Genomic DNA, 17,145 nt, shown 5'->3' with positions numbered 1-17,145 from the left:
AAGCGGCAACCATATCTTGCACACAGTGGTCAGGCGACGAAGAGCGGCCAACACACCGTAGCGAGCATTCGTCAGGTGGGTGTGGACGGCGCGCTCGGAACCGGAGTGTACCGAGTGGCACATCCCGCACCGAGCACCTGCCGCGCCCGTCTGGCGGCGAGCGCAGCGGTTTTGTTGACGACTCCAAGAACCGCAGGCTCAAAAGCGCAGTGGACATGTGGCATCCACCGTTTCCGAGCATCGGCCGCGCTCACTTGAGGGTGAGCGCAATCGCTTCATCGACGACACACAACAATGCAGAAAAAAAGCGATCGGCACCGGGTAGCACACATGACGACGCGCGATGATGCCGTCAGACGCGCCGCAGCGTTGATGTCACACCGCATGCATCACACACGGCGCGCCTCAGTGATGCAGACCATCACTCGAAGCGCGCAGCTTCATCGAAGCTCAGGCGCGGCGAACGCGGGAACAACCCGGCCGGGTCGCCGTAGCCAAGATTGATCAGGAAGTTGGACTTGATCGGCGTGCCGGCGAAAAACGCCGCATCCACCTTGGCGTTGTCGAAGCCCGACATCGGGCCGGCATCCAGACCCAGCGCGCGCGCAGCCAGAATCAGATAGGCGCCCTGCAGCGAGCCGTTGCGGAACGCCGATTCGGTGCGACCCTCGCGCGGGCCGTCGAACCAGCTCTTGGCATCGGCATGCGGGAACAGGTACGGCAGCTTTTCGTGGAAGTCTTCGTCGTGCGCCACGATCACCGTGACCGGCGCGGCCAGCGTCTTGGCCGCATTGCCTTCGGACAGCGCCGGCTTGAGCTTGGCCTTACCTTCGGCGCTGGTCACGAACACAAAGCGCGCCGGCGAGCTATTGGCGGCGGTGGGGCCCCACTTCACCAGCTCATAGAGCTCACGCAGCACGTCCTGACTGACCGGCGTGTCGGCAAACGCGTTTTGCGTGCGGGCGGTACGGAACAGCTGATCCAGTGCGGTGGCGTTGAGCGAGTCGGACATGAGCACTCCAGAAGAAGGGGTGGCGGGACGGTAAGCTGCGGCGTCGGCACCAGTGTGAAGACCCGCAGTGTAGAGTGGCGCGATTGCCGCCACACGCGTTCAATCTGAAACAAATCTATGTCGGATCTGAAACGATGGCGGTGACCTGGGCGCTGAGCGACGGCCGCGCCGGCAATGCGCGCCAGGCCGAAGCACTGGCGCGGGCACTGCAACCTGAGGCCTTCCAGCCGATCCATCTGCACTCGCAGCCGCCCTGGCGCTGGGCGGCACCGCGTCTGCTACCCGGCGCAAAACGCGCGTTTGGCGCAGCGTTTGCCCAGCAACTGCAGCAGCCCCCCGCCCTGGCCATCGGCTGTGGCCGCCAGGCAGCGCTGGCCACCCGGCTGCTGCGCGCGCGCGGCAGCCGTAGCGTGCAGATCCTGGACCCGCGCCTGGATGCCCGCCACTGGGATCTGCTGATCGTGCCCGAGCACGACGCGCTGCGCGGCAGTAACGTGCTCACCCTGCTCGGCAGCCTGCATCCGGTGGACGATGCCTGGCTGGCGGACGGGCGCGCCGCGTTCCCGGCACTGGGCCGCCTGCCCGGCCCGCGGCTGGCGCTGCTGGTCGGCGGACCCACCGCGCAGGTGCCATGGACAACGCAGGAGCTGACCGCGCTGTGCACGCCGCTGCGAGAGCAACTGCGCGCGGCCGGCGGCAGCCTGCTGATCACCGTCTCACGCCGCACGCCGCCGGAGGCGATCGCCCCGTTGCGCGCGATCTGCAGCGGCTTACCGCATTTGCTGTGGTGCGACGACCGCGACGGCCCCAACCCGTACGCCGGCCTGCTGGGCTGGGCCGATGCGACCGTGGCCAGCGCCGACTCGGTCAACCTGCTCTCCGAAGCCTGCGCCACGCGGGTACCGGTAACGGCGGCGTTTGCCGAACAGGCGCAAGGCCGGGTTGCCACGTACGTGCGGGCACTGCAGTCGCATGGCCGTTTATGCGATGCAGCGGATGTCTTCGTAACGCCGTCGCACCTTCAACCGCTGCGCGAAACTCAGCGCATCGCCGCGCTGGTGCGCGAGCGCCTGCACGTATGATGGTTCAGCCGTGGCTGTCACGGGGCAACCACACGGACGATCGACCCCCATGCAATTCGAACACAAGCAGCGCAGGTGGCTTGCGACGGCGTCGTTGCTCATCGCCTTGACGGGCGCACTGCCCGCTTTTGCCGCGCCGGTCTGCACCCCGCACTATCCGACCCCCGCCACACTGGCGGCGATGTTCGACATGGCCAGATTCACCCAGCAGACGCTGGACGCCGTGGACGGCGCGCAGGTGGTGCTGCTGGCACGCGGCGGCCAGGATCTGAGCCGCTATGGGTTGAAACACAGCCATCTGGCATTCGCACTCCGCGAGGACGACGGCACATGGCGGGTGAAGCACCTGCTCAATCACTGCAAATCGGACAACTCCGCGCTATATCACGAAGGTCTGAGCAACTTCATCGGCGAAACTGCCCTCACTGCAGATCTGCGCGTCGGCGTGCTGGCACCGGCACTGCAGCGGCAGCTACGTACCTTGCTGCAGGACCCGGCCACGCTGGCGCATGCGCTGCATGAGGCGCGCTACAGCATAATTGCCTACCCGTTCTCCACCGATTATCAGAACTCCAACCAATGGGTGCTCGAGGTGCTGGCGGCGGCAATGGCAGCAACCACGGCAGCAGATGCGACACCTGCGCCGGTGAGCGATCGACGCAGCGCGCAAGCCTGGCTCAAGCACAACGGTTACCAACCCACCCGCTTGCATCTCGATCTGAGCAAGCGCATTGGCGCACGTTTTTTCGTCGCCAATGCGGCGGTAACCGACCATCCTGCCAGCGAACGCATCTCCGGAAATTATTCGGTGATCACGGTCGAGTCGGTGTTCGATTTCCTGCAGCAACAACAGGTGCTGCAGCAGGACCAGTCCATTCCACATCGCGTCGCCACGCACGGAGCGTCTCCATGAACATCCCTTCTCGATTTACCGTCCTCGGGCTGTTGCTCGCCGTCTTGTTCGGTCAGCCGATGCCGGCCAACGCAGGCTTGACCACGATCACCCGCGGCGACGCCTCTGCGATGTCGGCGATTCTGGTGATCTCCGCACCGTACTTCGTGTCGTTGGCGCTGGGCCATAGTGCGATGGCAGGCTCGCAAGCACTCGATCATGCATCGAACAAGGCCTCCGCAGGGCCGTTGCCGCCGATGCGGGTCAAGTCGGTGGAAAAAACCACCGACGGCGGTTGCGAAGTGCAGTTGCAGGATCCAGAAAAAGCGGACAACACCGCCCTGCTGCGCTGGCCGGCGCGCGAGGACGACCCGGCTGCGGGCTTTCGCGTTGGCGAGACGGTGACCTTCCAGCCGAGCCCGGCCGGCGCCGGCTGGACGGTGCAGTCGCCACAAGGCCAGGCGCTGGCGTTCGTGCCGACCGCAGAATCCGCTGCGCAGAACAGCAGCAAGACCTGGTGATGCCGGCAAGCTGCTTGCAGACGCTGTCGTCGGCCAGGATGGGGCGTTACTGACGCCTCCCGTCTGCGGTTACGGCGCTACGCGCGGTGCGCGCTGCATCTTCCACCATCTGCCGAACTACCTGCGCGAAGACGTGTTGATGGTCACCGATGCATACAGCGTGCGCAGTCGCAGACCCGTAGCGCACGATGCCTGGCACGTGCGCAGTTGCCAGCGTGCCAATCGCGCCGCAGGTGGCAACGGTGTGTATGCGAATTGGCGATGTCTTGGTGGCGTGTGCGTTCGGGCGTTGCTGGCACTGATGGCGCGCCGCATGCGGTCAAACGACAGTGCTGCGGCACGGTGGATCGATCAGGCATCGCGGTCGCGCGAACGCAAGCGATTCATACGGCGTCACTCCAGCGTGCTGGCGGCCATCCCCTCATCAACACACGGTTTCAACCTGCAGCCGCCGCCGTGGATTCTACGTGCGGCTCTGCGCACTGGTCCGCCTGCGCCAACGCGCGGATAATCCGCGTTGCTCTGTCACTGCCGCACCGCCATGCCCAACACCTCGCCGACGCCGTACACCCCGCTCACTGCGCGCGCATTGGCATGGGCGGTAGTGGCCATGGGCGCGGTGGTGCTGCTGTCTAACATCCTGGTGCAGTACCCGATCAACGACTGGCTGACCTGGGGTGCGTTCTCGTACCCATTGGCGTTTTTGGTCAGCAACCTGATCAATCGCCGCTTTGGCCCACGCGCAGCGCGTACGGTGGCCTGGTGCGGGTTCGCGCTGGCGGTGCTGTTGTCGATCTGGCTGGCGACGCCGCGCATTGCGGCGGCCTCATGCACGGCGTTTATTGCGGCACAGTTGCTGGATATCACCGTGTTCGACCGGTTGCGCAACGGTAGCTGGTGGCGTGCGCCGATCGTGGCCACCACCTGCAGCGCCACGCTGGATACCGCACTCTTCTGGAGCATCGCCTTTGCCGGTGCATCGCTGCCGTGGGTGAGCTGGGCCGCGGGCGATCTGGCGGTGAAACTGGGCATGGGCGTGTTCTTGCTCGGGCCGTTCCGCGCGTTGCTCTGGCGCAGTGCGCCTCGGGCGAATAGCTGAATTACGGTTGCGCTCTCGCGCCTTGCGCGCTTGGGCATCTGCGCTGTAAACGATTTGCCACCGCCACGGACACCCAGTCTGTGTACGCATCAGCACATACCGCGTGCATGGCAGCCAAGGCGACCCACGTTGCCATGCGCACGGCACATCGCAGCACTCATGAAACGGCCACATGAAGGCATGCACGTGGCGGCAATGCTCTGGCGCATCGCTTGACCTACATTAGGCCACCGCAAGACGCACCACGGCGGCAGCAACGCCCACCGGCTGCAGCAGGTAGGCACGCAAAAAGGCGCAGTAACCATACCAGCGGCGTGAGGCTGCATGCATCGCGGCGTAGCGCTCGCACACGGTGATGCAGCGCGGTCATCGGTGACATCGCAAAGGGCATTGCTGCAGCCATGCCACTGCCCGCACGGGCGTCGCCCGTTGGCCGCACACGTCATCCCTTCATCCACCGGCCAACGCAACCACAGCGGCACATAGCTGCGGGCGGCGTGCACCTTTCATGAGAGCCACACCATGCAACTGCGCATCTTCCTTCTGGTGCTCTTGCTTGTTTCATTCCCAACGCTAGGAGCAGACATGTCCAACGGTGCCGATAACTTCTACACCAGCGAGACGGTGACCGTGCAAAAGGTCACCTTCAAGAATCAGTACCAGATGACCGTGGCCGGCAACCTGTTCGTCCCCAAGGGTCTGGACACCGGCAAGCGGCATCCGGCCATTGTGGTGGGGCATCCAATGGGTGCGACCAAGGAACAGAGCGCCAATCTCTACGCCACCAAACTTGCCGAACAGGGCTTTGTGACGCTGTCCCTGGACCTGTCGTTCTGGGGCGAAAGCGAAGGGCAACCGCGCAACGCGGTGTCGCCGGACATCTATGCCGAAGACTTCAGTGCGGCAGTGGATTTCTTGGAAACGCAGACGTTTGTCGATCGCGAGCAGATCGGTGCGCTGGGTATCTGCGGCAGTGGCAGCTTTGTGATCAGCGCGGCCAAGATCGACCCACGCATGCACGCGATCGCCACGGTGAGCATGTACGACATGGGCGCGGCCAACCGCAACGGCCTGCGTCATGGGCTCAGCCTGGCGCAGCGCAAGCAGATCATCGCCGCGGCCGCCAAACAACGCTCGGTTGAATTCAGCGGCGAGCCGGTGGAATACACCGGCGGCACGGTCCTGGCGCTGACGCCGGAGTCCAACCCGATCGAACGCGAGTTCTACGATTTCTATCGGACACCGCGCGGACAGTACACGCCCAAGGGCCAGTCGCCCGAGCACACCACACGGCCGACGCTGACCAGCAACGTCAAGTTCATGAACTTCTATCCGTTCAACGACATCGAGACCATCTCGCCGCGGCCGATGCTGTTCATTACCGGCGAGAAGGCGCATTCGCGCGAGTTCAGCGAAGAGGCGTACCGTCTGGCTGGCCAGCCCAAGCGATTGGTGATCGTGCCGGACGCAGGGCACGTGGACTTGTACGATCGCATGGATCTGATTCCGTTCGACACGCTCACCGCGTTCTTCCGCAAGCACCTGCAGTAATCCACGAGGACAGCGCCGATGCCGATCCTTCGCCCCAGCGCCTGCGTGCGCACCCTGTTACTGGGGTGCGCTTTCCTGGTCACCGCCTGCTCGGCTGCAACGCCACCAGCAGCGGCCACCCCACATACACCGGAGCGCACGATGCGTATCACCCTCACCATCGGCGATGACGTCGTCGAAGCGGAGCTGGTCGATCACTCGGCCACGCGCGACCTGCTCGCGCGGTTACCGATGACCGTGCCGTTCGAAGACTTCCATGGCAGCGAAAAGATCAGCTACCTGCCGTCCAAGCTCGACCTGAGCGCGGTTGGCCCTGCCGGCCCGGCACAGGTAGGCGACCTGATGTATTACGTGCCATGGGGCAACCTGGCGGTGTTCTACCGCGGCTACACGCCATCGCGCGATCTGGTGCGGCTGGGGCGGATCGTGTCCAACCCACAGGCGCTGACACGCTCGGCCAGCTTCACTGCGACCATCGCACGTGCGGCGCCCGCGGCTGCGGCACCGCCGCCGCACTGAAGCGGCCGATCACGACACGCATCAGCTGCGCTGCACATGGCCTGCTGCCGCTGCTGCAGGCCTTGCCGGACCCGCTTGCCGACGCGGGCCTCAATCTCCTGCTGAGCCACTCCTGCGCCTGGCGTCTTGCGCCAGCGGCAGCGGCAGCACGCAGGTGGCACTGTGAATCACCTGCACACCAGCGCGTAATGCCTCACCCACGCGGTGCGTCCCTGCCACGCGGGAACGCCAGGCCTTGCGCCTGCGCAATCGCAAAGATGCTGCCGGTGGCCTGCTGGATGGCGGCAGTTGGCGTGATCAGGCGCGGGCGCCGGTCCAGCGTGCAGGCCAGCCCGGCATCCACCAGCGTGGCATGTGCGTCGTGCAGCGCTTGCGCGGCAGACGCGGGCAACCACTGCGCCTGCACCAGTGCATCGATCAGTGCGGGCGTGTCGCAGACCTGCAGCAACGGCGGATGCTGCGCCGCCTGGCCGAGCACACCGGCCTGCAGCAGGAATTCCAGATCGACCAGGCCGCCGGCGCCCTGCTTTAGATCCAGCCGGCCAGCATCGCTGCGATCAAGCTCAGCGCGCATGCGTGCGCGCATCTTGCGCACGTCTTCGTGCAGCAGCGCAGTGTCGCGCACGCGCGCCAGCGTCTCGCGGCGTACCTGTGCAAACGCCTCGCACAGCGCGGGATCGCCTGCGACCGCACGTGCGCGCACCAGCGCCTGATGCTCCCAGGTCCAGGCGCGTTCGCGCTGATACTCGCGGTAGCTGGCCAGCGACGACACCAGCGCGCCCTTGCCGCCGTCCGGACGCAGCCGCACGTCGATGTCGTAGAGCCGGCCCGCGCCGGTTTCGGCAGCGAGCAACGCCATCACCTTCTGCGCAAACCGTGCGAACCAGCGCCCGGCTTCCAGCGGCCGCTTGCCGTCGGAGCTTTCCACCGCGCGCGGATGATCGTAGAGAAACACCAGATCCAGATCCGAGCCGAAGCCCAGTTCCAGCCCACCCAGGCTGCCGTAACCGATGATGGCGAACGTGCCGCCGGGCACTTGCCCGTGCGCGGCGACCAGTTCGACGCGCGCCAGCTGCAGGACGGTCTGCACCACCGCCTCGGCAAGCCAGGCCAGTTGCCGGGTGCTGTCCACCGCAAGTTGACGGCCATCGAGCGTGGCCAGCGCGATGCGAAAGCTCAGCGCCAACCGGCGCTCGTTGAGTTCACGCAAGGCTGCTTCGGTATCGTCGATCTGCAGCGTGTCGGCACATGCCGCACGCAGGGCCGCGCGATCCGGCAAGGGTCCGCTGATGCGGGTGTCGAGCAACTCGTCCAGCAGCAACGGGTACGCGGCCAGGCGCTCGGCCAGCAGCGCACTACGTGAGAGCACATCGACCAGGCGTGCCAGCGCACTGGGTTGTTCGTCCAGCAGCGCCAGATAGCTGGTGCGGCGCAAGGTGGCCTGCAACAGACCCAGCATGCGCCGCACGGCCGCATCGGGCTGGCTGGCGCGCGTGGCTGCGTGCAGGAGTGCCGGCATGACGCGATCGAGCCTTACGCGCGCACTATCGGACAGTGCATGCACGCCGGACGACTGCGCAAAATCGCTCAATACCTGATGCGCGTTGGCGGGATCGTGCAAGCCGATGCCCAGCAGCGGCGCCGCGTCGCCCTCGGGCAGTGCGCGCCAGTAATCGGCCAGCGCATCCGGCGCGGTGGCACGCACGCGTGGCGCCAGCAACTCGGCAAACTCCGCCGCCACCCGGCTGCGATGCGGGGCCAGCGCGTCCAGCAGCGCCGGCCAGTCCGCATGGCCCAAGCCCAATGCGATCCGCTCGCGGTCCAGCGGCGCCTGCGGCAACGCATGGGTCTGCGCATCGCGCAACATCTGCAGGCGGTTTTCCAGACGGCGCAAAAAGCGATACGCCTCGGTCAAGGCCGCACCGTTGTCCGCTTCGATCTGGCCTGCTGCAACCAGCGCCTGCAATGCGGGCAACAGCCGCCGCTCGCGCAGCGCGGGCTCGCGTCCGGCGCGGATCAGCTGCAGCGATTGCGCAAGAAATTCGATCTCGCGAATACCGCCGGGCCCACGCTTGATGTCGTCCAGCCGGTCGTGCCGCGCCACTTCCGCAGTGATGGCGGCTTTCATTTCGCGCAAGCCGTCCAGTGCGGTGAAATCCAGATAGCGCCGGTAGACGAACGGCCGCAGTGTTTCCAGCCAGGCCTCGCCGGCAGCGATGTCCCCGGCCACGGCGCGCGCCTTGAGCCAGGCATAGCGTTCCCAGTCGCGGCCTTCGCGCTGGAAGTACTGGTCCATGCCGGTGAACGACAACGCCACGCGGCCAGCGGTGCCGAACGGGCGCAGGCGCAGGTCCACGCGGTGGCTGAACCCATCGGCGGTGGTTTCGTCGAGCAACTTGGCCAGTTGCTGGCCCAATCGCGCGAAGTATTCTTCGGCCGCCAACGGGCGCGCGCCAGTGGACTGCCCGCCCTGCGGGTAGGCGTAGACCAGATCCACATCCGAAGAAAAATTCAGCTCGCCGCCGCCGAGTTTGCCCAGCCCGAAGACCACCAGCTGCTGCACGCTGCCGTCCTCGGCAATCACCTGCCCATGGCGGCTGTCGAACTGCTGCTCCAGCGCCTGCAGCGCACATTGCAGGCAGGCTTCTGCCAACCGGGTCGCACCGGCAAGTGTGGCGTCCACGCTGTCCAGGCCCAGCACGTCGCGCCACACCAGGCGGGTGGATTCAGCGGCGCGGTAGCGCCGTAACTGCGCCGCCCAGGCTTGTGGCTGCGCCGGGTCGAGCGTTGGCACCGGCAGCGGTGGCGGATCGGCCTGGGCCAGGTGCAGCAGCAGTGCCGGCTGGCGCGCCAGGGTTTCTAGCGCGAAGTCGCTGACAAGCGCGACCTGTTCGAGCGCTTGCGCAAGATCGCCGCCAGGCCACGGCTGCTCGGCAGGGACAGCCTGGCGGACACGCGCCACGGCCCGCTCGATCAGAGCGGTGAGCGCAGGAGAAGCAGATGTGATGGGCAGCGACATACGTCGATTCTGGCATCCCTGCACGGTGGCGGCATGTGTGCGCGCGCCATCATCCGGATGCGGCGTGCTGCCTGCGCATTCGCCTGCGCGATGCGTGACGCAGGCGAGTGCGCCTGCAAACCTGTACGACCAGGCCAGGCCCGGTGTGATGCGAGGCGCAACGCACACTGGTGTGGAGCGAGGTGGCGGACCGCGGCGTGCTCGGTTGGCGCGAAGACGGCGCAGTGGGCGTGCTACTGGACGCCATCGCCTTCAGCAACGGCAATGCGGTGGATGCGCAACAACGGCTGGTGCCTTGCGCGCATGGCCGCCGCGCAATCACCCGCAGCGATGCGGCTGGACGGGCGCATTTGCTGGTCGGGCGTTTCGCGGGCGAACGGTTGAAGTCGCCCAACGCGCCGAGCGTGGCGCGTGGCGGCGCGATCTGGTTCGCCGGCCCACCGTTTGGCCTGCTCAAGCCCGCCAGAGCTACCCTGGCCCGCAGGAACTGGACCACCACGGCGGTCTATCGGCGGCCGCCCGATGCTGGCCCGCTGCAGCGCATGACCAGGCTGGATCACCCCAATGGCCTGACGTCTTCGCCCGACGCGCGTGCTGTAAGTGTCGCAAACCCCTGAGGACGGCCCTGGCGAGCTCGAGATCACCGCATTGGATTGGTGCGATGGTGCACTGCACGATCGACGCCGCTTTGCAGGGGTGCCGAACGGCCTGGCCGATGCCTTCTGGGTGGACCGGCAAGGATGGCTCCGGAGCAGCTCCGACGCAGGCGCGTGCATCTTCGTTCCGGAGGGACACCTGTTGGGGCTGGTACCGACCCCGCGCACCGCGTCACTGCAGCTTCGATCAGGATCAGCGGCGGCTGTTCATCAGCGGCGGCAGCACGCTGTGGATGCGGGAACTGCGGTAAATCCCGGACTTTGCGGAGCTGCAAATGCTTGACTAGTCAAACGTCAGGCAATAAAAAAGCCCGCTTGCAGCGAACTGCCAGCGGGCTTTGCTCCCTCCCCCACGTCGGGATGCAGGATCATAGTGCGCGCCCCGAATCCGACTTGCACGCTGCACTGCAAAACAACACCAGACGGTACAGAACTGGCCCAGTTTTCTTCACGTAACGCTGCCGCGTCCGGTTGTCATCGCAACAGGTCCGGCTGCGCCTGATACCACTCCGGCGCACGTAGCAGATGCCACTCGGGGGTGTCGTTGCGCAGGCCGACTGCCGCACTCACTACACCCCAGCGCGCGAGCAAGCTGCCGCTGCGCTGCGTGCCTTGCAGGCGCAAGCGTGCATCGACCTGGAAACGTGCGTTGCGCGCCTGCAGTCGATCGACGATGACGGTATCGCCTTGCCAATGCACACGACCGACGACCTGCGCCTGCCCTGCATCCACCAACCGCAGCATCCAGTTGGGAATGGAGCGGTCGCGCGCGTACAGCGCCATCAAAAACGCCAGGTCGCGTACCTGGATACGCACGCGTCCATCTACACCGACCGGCTGCCGCCACTGCATACGCGTGTCGTCCAGCACGATGCGTGCCCACCAGCCATCGCGGCGCTGTCCATCCGGACCGGTAAATCCGACATTGCGCAGCTGCACCGTACTGGCATCGAGGCGAAAATTTTCTGCACGCAGATCGCCACGCTGCAGGCGCAGATCGGCATCCACGTCGCCACGCAATGCGAGCCCGGCAAACTGCAGGCGCGCCGCGCGTGCACCGAGACGCAATCCGCCCTTGCCGATACGCCCACCGGGCTCGATCTGCAGATCGCCGCTAAGCACCCCGTTGCCACCATCGAACCGCAGCTGCTGCTGCGGCAAATAGCGGTTGTATGCGCGCAAATCAGGCACACGCGCATTGGCAAAGGTCAGATGCGCACGCGTGGCATCGCGCAATGTCGCCAGGTTGCGTGCATCGGCGCGCGTCTGCAGATCCAGACGCAGATCGCGGCCTTGCACGAACGGACGCGCAGGTGCGTCGCTGTGCGCGATTGAAAACTGCTGCATCTGCAGTGCGAGCGCGGGCAACAGCTGGCCGTTGGCATCGGCATCCACGCGCAGATCCGCACTGGCCTGGCCATCGATCGCGTGCCCCATCACGCCGACATGCGCGCGCACATGCGGCACCCGCAGCCGGCTGCCGGCACCGAGCTGGCCACGCGCGATGCGCAGGTCCGCATCGACCAGGCCATCGCCCTCCAGGGTGAGCCAGTCCACATCCGGAAATAGCGCAGGAATCCAGCTGAGCGAGGCTAGCTGCCAATGCAGCCGTGCATGCCCGGAGGTGCGCGGCAGCAGGTCGCGCATGGATTGCAGCGGCAACTGCCGGCCCTGCACGCGCAGATCGGCATCCAGCGTCAACCCCGCATCGGCAGGCTCGGGCATGCTCACGGTCAAACGCATGTTGTCGTCCACTTGCAGCTGCGCCGCCAGCTCGCCCAACAAGGCGGCAGGCGTGCGCGTGCTGTCGTGCAGAGGCGCACGCCAGTGCAGCTGGCTGCCCGGTTGCAACGCGCCGCGCGTCCAGCGCAACTCGCCATCCGCACGCCCCTTACCCGGCCGCGTGGTCACCGTGTGGCGGCCCTGCGCAGTACGGATGACATCCAGCGCGGCGGTGTCGCCATGCACGGCCACCAGCGCATCGGTCAGCTGCAGCAAGGCCAGCCCGCGTGCCTGGTCGGGCGCATGCCGCGCAATGCTCGCCTCCAGGCGCAGCTGCCCGTTGCGCAGCAGTTCGCTCTTGCCCCAGTGCACGCGTGCGTTGTCGAACACCGCACGCGATGGGAACAGTTCCATCGGCCCGCCGCGCAGCTGCTTGAACAGACCGAGCTGCAGCTGGCCGTGGCCTTCGATCCGCAATTGACGCAGCGATAGCGCGTGTACCTGCGCGGCATCGATGCGGTCGAACTGCAGTGTCCAGGTCGGCGCGGCGGGGTTTGGATTTGCAGGGGGCTTAGCGGATTGCGGACTGCGCGCCTGATCCGATGGAGATGACGCTGTTGCTGTTGTTGTTACTGTCGGCTTCACACGTTCTGCGTCTGTCGCTGTTGTTGCTTTCGCTGTTGTTGCTGTCGAAGGCGCTGCTGTCGCGCGCGTTGCATTCGCTGCGGCTTCTTCGGGTGCAGCGGTCGCGGATGCATTCGATGTTGTGTCCATCGCCGTGGTTGCCAGCTGTGCACCCACCGCGGCAGCAGCGGGAGCTGCGCCCACGGCATCCGCCATGGACGGTGCCAACTGCAGGCCGGCACGCACACCGTGCACATGCAGTTCCGGCACCAGCAGTTGCCGATGCAGCAAGGGCAACATGCGGATCTGCCCGCTCATGCGCTGCGCACTGACGCTCCAGCGGTTGCGGGTGGAGCGGCCTTGCAGATCGACATCCCACAACATCACCCGTCCCGGCCACCAGGTCAGGCCAGGGCCCCATTGCATGGCGAAGGTGTCCGGCTTGCGATTGAGCGCTGCCGGCCCGAGCGGGGTGTTGAGCAGCAGGTTGCCCAGCAGCAGGTAGCCCACGTACAGCGCGATCACGGCCGATAACGGCCAACGCAGCGCGCGGGGCAATGCGCGCCAGCGGGCGCGAACAGGCATCGTCATGACGGCAGGCTCCTTCAAGACCGCGCAGGCGGCGCCGCGCAGTGTGCCAAGCAGACCGTGAGTGCGGTGCGCATCGTGGGCACATGGCTGCGCACGCGTAGGCGCGTGGCGATGGCGATGGCGAGGCCTGCCGCTTGGCGTGGGCGCCACGCGTTGAACGCTCCGCTCAATGCTTGATCAGGCAACCGGACGACTTAGAGCGGCTAACACACCGTAGCGAGCAGTCGTCAGATGGGTCCGGGCGGCGCACAGGAACCAGAATGTACGAGTGCACCATGCCGAATCCGAGCATCGCCCGCACTCGCCTGGCAGTGAGCGCAGCCGCTTTGTTAGCCGCTCTTCGCCATCTGATGCACACGCCGCGCGGCCCGCACTGTGGTCTACACGCCATCGCACAAGATGGATGCCACACCTATCATCAGGCCACGCCAGCACGCTTCGCCAAGCGCTTACTTCCGCCTGGATACCGGCGGCAGCAGGCCTGGCTGTTTGTCGTACCACTCGCGCGCGCCGGCCAGATGCCATTGCCGCTGCTTGCCATCCAGTTCGATGCCGGCGCCGAGTACGCCCCAACGCAGATACAGATTGCCGCGCCGCGTGTCGTCGTCCAGCGCCAGGCGCGCGCGCAACGAAAGTCGCGCATTTTCTGCCTGCAGATCGTCGACCGTGAGTTGCTGCTTACGCCAGCGTACGCGGCCGGTGGCATCGAGCTCGCCCGAATCCAGCAAGCCCACCACCCAGCGCGGATAGTCGGCCCGCTGCGCGAAGACCGACAGCAGCGGCGCGGCATCGCGCATGCGCAGCGCTGCGTCGGCATCCAGCTGAAACGGTGCGCTGGCCTGGATGGTGCCGGCACCGACCTGCAGTTCGCCCCACCAGTTGGTATCGGCGGTGTCCTCGCCCACGCGCATGTTGCGCAGACGTACGCGCGTCCCGCTGAGGTCGAAGAACTTGTTCTTGAAGTCGGCGCGTTGCAGCTGCGCCTGTAGGTCGGCATCGCCACGCATCTGCACGCCGGCCAGCGCCAGATGCGCGCCCTGCCCACGCAGATGCGCATGCCCGCTGCCGACATCGCCGGCCGCGTTGAGCGCAACATCGCCGGTCAGGCTGCCGCTGCCGCCGAGCAGGCGCACGGCCTTACCGGACAGATAGCGGTTGTAGACCGTCAGGTCGGGCACCTTCGCATCGCTGAAACGCAGCTGCGCCTTGAGCGTGTCGCGCAGGCGCGCCAGTTCCGCATCGCCATGCATGGCCAGCTGCAGATCGCGACCATCCAGCAGAATCTGCTTGGGCGCATCGCGTGGCGCGGCGCGGAACGTTGGAATGCTCACATCCAGATGCGCCTGCGGGGTGGCGGCATCGTCGATGCGGCCACGCGCCCTGGCGATGCCGGTCAAACGCGTGTCGAACACCTGCGCCACTGCCTCCACGCGTGGAATCTCCAGGCTGCTGCCGCTGGTCAGCCGACCTTGCGCCAGGCGTAGATCGGCTTCCACCAGGCCGCCGCCTTCCAGCTGAAACCACGGCTTACGCACGAACAGCTCGGCGATCCAGTTCAAGGATTCGAACTTCCAGCGCCCCTGCACCTGTCCCGATAGCCGCGGCAAGATCTGCACCGGCTCCTGGAAGGGAATGCTGCGGCCGGCAATACGCAGATCGGCGTGCAGTTCGCTGCCGGTGTCTGCATCGCGCGGCAACCGCGCCTGCACGCGGATGTCCTGCGCCACGTCCAGCTGCAACGCCAGCATGCCGCGGTCGGTGGCACCGACACCGGCCAACAACGGCAGCCGCCACACCGCGTGACTGCCCGGCTGCAGCGCGCCGCGGTCCAGCGTGATGTCCGCCTCCACGCGCGCGACCGATGGTCCGCTGCGGATGTCCACGTGCGGGGCACCGGTATCGATCTTCAACGCCACCGTGCTGGCGTTCAACTGCAGGCGCGCATGGGTGATACCGAGCTTGCGCAGGCCGGGCGCTTCATCGCGGTAGTGGCGCGGAAACTGGAACTGCGCATCCAGCTGCGCGCCATTGAAGACCTGCACCCCATCGAAGCTGACCACCGCATCGGTAAAGCCGGCCTCGGATGGAAACAGCTCCGATGGCCCGCCCTTGAGCTGTTTCAGAAAGCCGACCGTACCGTGGCCCTTGCCTGCGATCAGCAGTTTCCCCACGCGCGCACTGCGGATGCTGTCGCTGCTGATCGCATCGAAGCGCAGCGTCCAGCCCTGGTCGCCACGTGGCGGCGGCGGGATGGGCGTATCGGAGGTTTCCACGTCCGCGCTCAGGCCGGTGGCATGCAGCCACGGCAGACGGACCTCACGCCGGAACAGGGCCAGCAGGGCGATGCGTGCATGCGCGCGATCGGCATGGAAGACATACACGGTGCGGTTGGCCTGCCCGCGCATCCGCACATTCCAGGCCATCACCTCGCCCGGGAACAGCGTCAGTGCCGGGCCCGTCTGCATGGTGAACTTGTGCGGCTGCCGGTTGGTAGTGGCATCGAACAACGGCGTGTTGAGAAACACATTGCCGGCCAGCAGATACAGCGCGTACAGCGCCAACAGCACCAGCAGTGCGAGCCGCCACGGCCGGGGCCAGCGCTGAAAGCGTTCGCGAAGAGAGGGCATGGGCGCAGGCGAGGAAGAGTCTGCCGCCACTATCGGGGGTGCGCCGACGGCGAGGCGTGAACGCTGAGGGTGCGCGACACCGTGGAGGCGCTGTCAGGTGGGTTCTGGAACGCCCGCTGCAGCCTCTGCATGCGCGGCACCTAGTGACGCTTCGCGGCCGCGTTCGGCTGACAATGGACGCAGCGATTCCAGATGGCGTGCTCACTGGCAGCAGACGCCAGTGACCATTGCATCAAGGTCGCACGCAGCCAGATGCCTGCAGCGGGCGATAACGGGCATCCCGTTGCCGCTGTGCCCGCCTTGTCCGAGCAACGCATCCTGTACGCGCTGCTGCGCGACCGAGGGGTGTCTGCCGTGGCGACAGCCGAGCTGAGCCAACCGGGCCAGGCCATGGCGACGAGCGGCTTCATCGACACCGGCACTTAAGGCGGTGCCGATAGCGATAGCGCAGCGGATCAAAGCGGCGAACCTACAAGGCAAGCAGTGGCCAACCTGCGCGTGCTTACGCCCAATCAGCACGCGCGCCAATCGCTCGACCATCGCGTGTCCCCGCGCTATCGCAATGCAGTGGAACACCAGGTGGCACGCGCCAATCACGATAGCGATGGCACGCACACCCCCGCATACGCTGACTGAGTCATTGGCGCGGCGCCAACGCTGGCTCGACCCTGGCGACATGCTGGGCTGACGTTGCATGCATGCACAGGTTATTGGGTTACATCGCGTGTCCCCGCGCTATCGCAATGCACTGGAACACTAGATGGCATGCGCCAATCACGATAGCGATGGCACGCACACCCCGCCTACGCTGACTAAGTCATTGGCGCGGCGCCAGCGCTGGCTCGACCCTGGCGACATGCTGGGCTGACGTTGCATGCATGCACAGGTTATTGGGTTACGTGGCCATGCATGCAGCGATGTACGCAAGTGAAGCACCGCTGCGGCACCGCTTAACTCTTTCGAAACTTCATGTCTGCCGGCGCCACGCAGCGACATGCGCAGGCCATGCCCCGGGGCGATAACGTCCCTACCCGCTCGCTGGCAGTGCAGAACGTCTCTCCCTCCTAGCCACCGCAGCGGCGGGTCACCAGTGGGTGGTGTTGTTCAATCCGCCGGACCGGCTCCCTGCGCCGGTCCGGCGTTTTTCTTTTGCCGCACGGGTGGCGGCTCAGGCGATGGATGCGTTTTTTCCGCCGCACCGTAGCAACGTCACCCCAACCATCTCCCGCC

Annotated in this window: 12 protein-coding genes and 2 other RNA genes; 8 read left to right on the top strand and 6 right to left on the bottom strand. The window is 66.2% G+C overall.

The features are described from left to right. Positions 1-45 precede the first annotated feature (45 nt). Both VC212_RS03840 and VC212_RS03835 read right to left on the bottom strand, forming a co-directional pair. A non-coding RNA gene (locus VC212_RS03840) (sX9 sRNA) lies at positions 46-123 on the bottom strand. Between the two features lie 298 nt (positions 124-421). Next, positions 422-1,012: a malonic semialdehyde reductase gene (locus VC212_RS03835; RefSeq protein WP_323514431.1), complete on the bottom strand. Its 591-nt coding sequence runs from the start codon at positions 1,010-1,012 to the stop codon at positions 422-424. A 134-nt stretch (positions 1,013-1,146) separates the two neighbouring features. Between VC212_RS03835 and VC212_RS03830 the strand changes: the two genes are divergently transcribed. The 6 genes from VC212_RS03830 (at position 1,147) to VC212_RS03805 (ending at position 6,676) form a co-directional block, all read left to right on the top strand. Further along, the gene (locus tag VC212_RS03830; RefSeq protein ID WP_323514432.1) at positions 1,147-2,094 is read left to right on the top strand and encodes an ELM1/GtrOC1 family putative glycosyltransferase; all 948 of its coding nucleotides are present in this window, start codon (positions 1,147-1,149) and stop codon (positions 2,092-2,094) included. Between the two features lie 49 nt (positions 2,095-2,143). Continuing rightward, positions 2,144-3,007, top strand: a complete 864-nt coding sequence (locus tag VC212_RS03825; RefSeq protein WP_323514433.1) for a DUF2145 domain-containing protein — start codon at positions 2,144-2,146, stop codon at positions 3,005-3,007. Continuing rightward, positions 3,004-3,507: a hypothetical protein gene (locus tag VC212_RS03820; RefSeq protein ID WP_323514434.1), complete on the top strand. Its 504-nt coding sequence runs from the start codon at positions 3,004-3,006 to the stop codon at positions 3,505-3,507. Before VC212_RS03825 ends, VC212_RS03820 begins: the two co-directional genes overlap by 4 nt. A 541-nt stretch (positions 3,508-4,048) precedes the next feature. Then, on the top strand, positions 4,049-4,606 hold the full coding sequence (locus tag VC212_RS03815) for a VUT family protein (RefSeq protein WP_323514435.1): 558 nt from the start codon (positions 4,049-4,051) through the stop codon (positions 4,604-4,606). 522 nt (positions 4,607-5,128) lie between these two features. Further along, the gene (locus VC212_RS03810; protein WP_323514436.1) at positions 5,129-6,157 is read left to right on the top strand and encodes an alpha/beta hydrolase; all 1,029 of its coding nucleotides are present in this window, start codon (positions 5,129-5,131) and stop codon (positions 6,155-6,157) included. Between the two features lie 141 nt (positions 6,158-6,298). Next, positions 6,299-6,676 (top strand): cyclophilin-like fold protein, encoded by a 378-nt coding sequence (locus tag VC212_RS03805; RefSeq protein WP_236699303.1) that lies wholly within the window; start codon positions 6,299-6,301, stop codon positions 6,674-6,676. A gap of 193 nt (positions 6,677-6,869) precedes the next feature. On the opposite strand, the gene glnE is transcribed toward VC212_RS03805, so the two are convergent. After that, positions 6,870-9,695: a bifunctional [glutamate--ammonia ligase]-adenylyl-L-tyrosine phosphorylase/[glutamate--ammonia-ligase] adenylyltransferase gene (glnE, locus tag VC212_RS03800; protein ID WP_323514437.1), complete on the bottom strand. Its 2,826-nt coding sequence runs from the start codon at positions 9,693-9,695 to the stop codon at positions 6,870-6,872. A 182-nt stretch (positions 9,696-9,877) separates the two neighbouring features. Here glnE and VC212_RS03795 point away from each other — a divergent pair, with 182 nt between their 5' ends. Next, on the top strand, positions 9,878-10,312 hold the full coding sequence (locus VC212_RS03795; RefSeq protein ID WP_323514438.1) for a hypothetical protein: 435 nt from the start codon (positions 9,878-9,880) through the stop codon (positions 10,310-10,312). A 513-nt stretch (positions 10,313-10,825) separates the two neighbouring features. Here VC212_RS03795 and VC212_RS03790 read toward each other — a convergent pair. From VC212_RS03790 to VC212_RS03780, 3 genes are all read right to left on the bottom strand, one after another. Then, a complete protein-coding gene (locus tag VC212_RS03790; protein ID WP_323514439.1) occupies positions 10,826-13,288 on the bottom strand; it encodes a hypothetical protein in 2,463 nt (820 codons plus the stop codon). Between the two features lie 201 nt (positions 13,289-13,489). Then, positions 13,490-13,565: non-coding RNA, sX9 sRNA (locus VC212_RS03785), on the bottom strand. Between the two features lie 172 nt (positions 13,566-13,737). Next, positions 13,738-15,915 carry a hypothetical protein gene (locus VC212_RS03780; protein WP_323514441.1) on the bottom strand — a complete coding sequence of 726 codons (2,178 nt, stop codon included), beginning with the start codon at positions 15,913-15,915 and terminating at the stop codon, positions 13,738-13,740. Between the two features lie 192 nt (positions 15,916-16,107). Between VC212_RS03780 and VC212_RS03775 the strand changes: the two genes are divergently transcribed. Next, a complete protein-coding gene (locus VC212_RS03775; RefSeq protein WP_323514442.1) occupies positions 16,108-16,341 on the top strand; it encodes a hypothetical protein in 234 nt (77 codons plus the stop codon). The last annotated feature ends 804 nt before the right edge of the window (positions 16,342-17,145 follow it).

Origin of the sequence: Xanthomonas sp. WHRI 8932A, assembly GCF_035012785.1 — a bacterium.
Lineage (GTDB): Bacteria > Pseudomonadota > Gammaproteobacteria > Xanthomonadales > Xanthomonadaceae > Xanthomonas.
This window is presented reverse-complemented; position numbering and strand designations above follow the sequence as displayed.

Excerpts from the sequence above, each read along its gene's own strand:
- VC212_RS03835 (WP_323514431.1), bottom strand. The coding sequence starts at position 1,012 with ATGTCCGACTCGCTCAACGCCACCGCACTGGATCAGCTGTTCCGTACC.
- VC212_RS03830 (WP_323514432.1), top strand. The coding sequence starts at position 1,147 with ATGGCGGTGACCTGGGCGCTGAGCGACGGCCGCGCCGGCAATGCGCGC.
- VC212_RS03825 (WP_323514433.1), top strand. The coding sequence starts at position 2,144 with ATGCAATTCGAACACAAGCAGCGCAGGTGGCTTGCGACGGCGTCGTTG.
- VC212_RS03820 (WP_323514434.1), top strand. The coding sequence starts at position 3,004 with ATGAACATCCCTTCTCGATTTACCGTCCTCGGGCTGTTGCTCGCCGTC.
- VC212_RS03815 (WP_323514435.1), top strand. The coding sequence starts at position 4,049 with ATGCCCAACACCTCGCCGACGCCGTACACCCCGCTCACTGCGCGCGCA.
- VC212_RS03810 (WP_323514436.1), top strand. The coding sequence starts at position 5,129 with ATGCAACTGCGCATCTTCCTTCTGGTGCTCTTGCTTGTTTCATTCCCA.
- VC212_RS03805 (WP_236699303.1), top strand. The coding sequence starts at position 6,299 with ATGCGTATCACCCTCACCATCGGCGATGACGTCGTCGAAGCGGAGCTG.
- glnE (WP_323514437.1), bottom strand. The coding sequence starts at position 9,695 with ATGTCGCTGCCCATCACATCTGCTTCTCCTGCGCTCACCGCTCTGATC.
- VC212_RS03790 (WP_323514439.1), bottom strand. The coding sequence starts at position 13,288 with ATGACGATGCCTGTTCGCGCCCGCTGGCGCGCATTGCCCCGCGCGCTG.
- VC212_RS03780 (WP_323514441.1), bottom strand. The coding sequence starts at position 15,915 with ATGCCCTCTCTTCGCGAACGCTTTCAGCGCTGGCCCCGGCCGTGGCGG.
- VC212_RS03775 (WP_323514442.1), top strand. The coding sequence starts at position 16,108 with ATGGCGTGCTCACTGGCAGCAGACGCCAGTGACCATTGCATCAAGGTC.